The following is a 3,304-nucleotide window of genomic DNA, read 5'->3' as shown; positions in this document are numbered from 1 at the left end:
TCACAGCGCAATTGCAGTTATCGTAAGTTTCGCTCTTGAATAGCCATTGATTAGCCATCTCGCCGATCCTCCCCTAATCCGTCATCTAGCGTACGTCTGAAAAGGTATCCTGGGGCGTCACCGATGTCTACGACAACTTACAGGCGCTTGTCTTCACCAACAATTGAAGGGGACGTCCGGATTGAATGTCTACAGTTGGCTATCCAGAGACGTTACAGGCCGGAAGATCGACGGCCGCTTTGTGGGTTCTGGCTGTGAGTAAGCGGCCAGGGCGAGTGTCCGCAGTGGGTCGGTTCTCGCCGTTCTGCGCGACCTTACAGCAGCACGCCGTGATGCTGCGGTGCATGAGGCGGGAAACGGCCAGATCCAGCCATTCGGTGTATAGTCCCCGCAAGCGTCATCAAGAAACGCGCTCCTGCCACTCCAAGGGCTGACGGCTGTCCTTATTCGAACTGCACTTTGCAGTGGCCGCACTCAAATCTCCGCAGGACATTGTGGACGTTCTGTTTGACTAAGTTCCTATCCACGCAGGAGGGGTTGGAGCACTTGCAACGAACGATTCGCCGATTGCGGTTACCGATCAGCGTCCCGTTTCACCAATAGTTTCCATGAACGCTTTGGTCTGCCACCGTCCGAATTTTGTTCCAGCATGAGCGATAACGAACCAGACCTGGGCGTTGGCGGACATCGCTTACCCCGGCCCTGCACTGTAGTTAGGACAACACTCTTTCACTCGGGAGGCAACTATGTCTAGATTCCCTTTTATTCTATTTACGTTTTTGGCAGTGGTCAGCACCCCGCTGTATGCCGCGATCACAGGTGAATTGGTTCCATACAAAGCCGGGGATACCAGCTTGGTGGGCTACATCGTCTATGACAAGGCCGTCCAAGGCAAACGTCCCGCGGTGATCGTCGTTCCCGATTGGTGGGGACACAGCAACTATGCGCGTGATCGCGCCGAGGCACTGGCCAAACTCGGTTATACCGCCATAGTCATGGACATGTACGGCGATGGTAAATATGTCGAGTTCCCTGAGACTAAAAAGCAAATGATCATGTTTACGGCGGATCCAAAGACCATGGAGGTGCGTTTTGATGCTACCTATCAAACGCTGATCAAAAATGAAACAGTCGATAGCAATCATGTTGCCGCAATTGGCTACTCACTGGGCGGTCGGGTGGTATTGGAAATGGCCCGCCGCGGCAAGGACCTGGATGGTGTCGCAAGCATCTGGGGGGTAATCCCCAAGACCGACAATCCTGCCAAAAAAGGTTTCGTCAAAGCAAAGGTCCTGGTACAGCAAGCGGAAGACGATAGCTCGGTACCCATAGAAGACGTGAACAAGGTAATAAAAGAAATGGCTGCAGCCGGTGTCGAGACCAAGGTAATCGTCTATCCCGGCACAAAACATGGTTTCACCCGCCCTGACGCCACGACACGGGCTGAAAAACACAACCTGCCGATTCGCTACAACGACAAGGCAGCGAAGCAATCGTGGAAGGATCTGAGCGAATTTCTTAAAGCCGCATTCAAGTAATACATAAATCAATCAATCAATAAACATCACCACCCGGATTCGATAAGTGTCCGGGTGGCTTCTCATTGTCATTCCGAAACGTATCAACGAGTCTAAGGATGGACGAGGTATGAGTGCATATATCTCGATGCCCCTTGGGGGTACGCCTCTACTTCCGTAGAGGCTATTATCTGTAGATGTCGTCTCCCTCGATGATGATATCGCCGATATTGGTGTTGAGTCTTCCAGCGCGATTCCGCGGGTCGAGAAACCCGCCGTTCACCAACCCGACAAAGGACCTGTACTGCCGTTGGCGTGAAGGCCTGAAGTCACTAAAGAGCAACCTAGATGCTCGTCGCCATTTTTCGCTCGCGCCTTCGCCCCAATCTTGGCGAAGATTATCAAGCGTGCAACAAACGAATGAATGAAATCTCACGGTCGCTGCCCGGATTCATCTCGTGTAAGGGGTTTGTCGCTAACGATGGCGAAAGGCTCTCCATCATCGAGTGGGAGTCACCTGAGCACTTTCGCGCCTGGGTCGAGCATCCCGAACATCTGGAAGTCAAGGAACGTGGTCGCCAAGACTACTACGAAGACTACACCTGCTACATCTGCGACGACCCGAAGGTATACGGCTTCTCACGCGATTCGGACTGAGCAACTGGTCTGGCACGGGGACCTGGGACGACGACCGTCGGTTGACCGACCCCCGCCGCGGCAGACCTTACGTACGGCCGGAATGGGTCGATCTCGGACCTTCGTTGGCTGGCGGCCCGGTCATTCGCAGGGGCTCGTGAAAGCAATACGAGGCAACTCCAACGATTGCGTTAGGACTAGCCCCTCACTCGGTCAACGGACGGCAACTGGCGAATTATTCTGCCCGATTCGAATCTCGCCACAGCCGTAGCAATTCCTCATCACTAGGCGGTTCTTCGTCATAACAGCGGTCCGGCTTTTGGTCTATTGAAACCCAAGGCTGTGCTCGCTTAGTCCAAATATGGGCTACTGGTCGCAACCACGACGTGTCGTTGAGTGTCCCTGCTTTGAGACTAAGCGGAGCTTGATCATCGTCTGAAGCGTGATAAATGCGTGAACCGCAGTTACCGCAAAAGGCGCACATCTTTGTCGCGCCGCTATCACCTTTCGTCGTCCAAAACTTCAATTCGCCGGACAGAAACTCGATGTCATCACGATTTATCCAGAGTGACATCCCAAAGGCACTGGAGGACTGCTTCTGGCAATGAAGACAGTGGCAGATGTAAAGTGTTAGGGGTTCACCGATGAGTCGGTATCGGATATTTCCGCATTGGCATTGGCCTTCTCGACGCTTCTCCATAGTCGCCATATGTACTGTTTTCTGTCGGCGTAAACCACATGATACACCCGAACCGCTTTGAGTGGAGGCGCTCATCGGAGGAGAGATCGAACGGGTGATGTCATACGAGTGGGACTGCAAGAGGCTAAGGTAGCTCCTGTCTAACACCCGGCGCTCGTTGCGAACGCCTCCTTTGGGTCGAGCTTGGACATTCGAGACCTGACGGCCCCTTCAGTCATCCCGAACGGCCGGAATCGGCCATCTCTGCTCATTCCCCCACCGTCGGCGAACGGCTGCTTATACTGTAAGCGGTCATCCAGAAGTCATGTAATAATTGGCAAGCACCGACTCAAAGCGGACGCTTGGTGCCGCCTTTTTGGTCGTGTATTCTCTGGATTAAATAGAACATTGGGGAGAACAACCAATGAAATACCGAATAAGGTCCCTGGTTTTCGTATCGCTCAGTTGCTTC

Annotated in this window: 3 protein-coding genes; 2 read left to right on the top strand and 1 reads right to left on the bottom strand. The window is 53.3% G+C overall.

Going from position 1 to position 3,304, the window contains the following annotated elements:
- Positions 1 to 746 precede the first annotated feature (746 nt).
- Positions 747 to 1,538, top strand: coding sequence for a dienelactone hydrolase family protein (locus O6944_08185; GenBank protein ID MCZ6719109.1), 792 nt, complete (start codon positions 747 to 749; stop codon positions 1,536 to 1,538).
- 327 nt (positions 1,539 to 1,865) lie between these two features.
- Complete coding sequence (locus O6944_08180; GenBank protein ID MCZ6719108.1) at positions 1,866 to 2,174, top strand: antibiotic biosynthesis monooxygenase; 309 nt, start codon at positions 1,866 to 1,868, stop codon at positions 2,172 to 2,174.
- 214 nt (positions 2,175 to 2,388) lie between these two features.
- On the opposite strand, the gene O6944_08175 is transcribed toward O6944_08180, so the two are convergent.
- Positions 2,389 to 2,853 (bottom strand): GFA family protein, encoded by a 465-nt coding sequence (locus tag O6944_08175; protein ID MCZ6719107.1) that lies wholly within the window; start codon positions 2,851 to 2,853, stop codon positions 2,389 to 2,391.
- Positions 2,854 to 3,304 lie beyond the last annotated feature (451 nt).

The organism is Gammaproteobacteria bacterium, from assembly GCA_027296625.1.
In the GTDB taxonomy this organism is placed as follows: Bacteria; Pseudomonadota; Gammaproteobacteria; order JAKEHO01; family JAKEHO01; genus JAKEHO01.
This window is presented reverse-complemented; position numbering and strand designations above follow the sequence as displayed.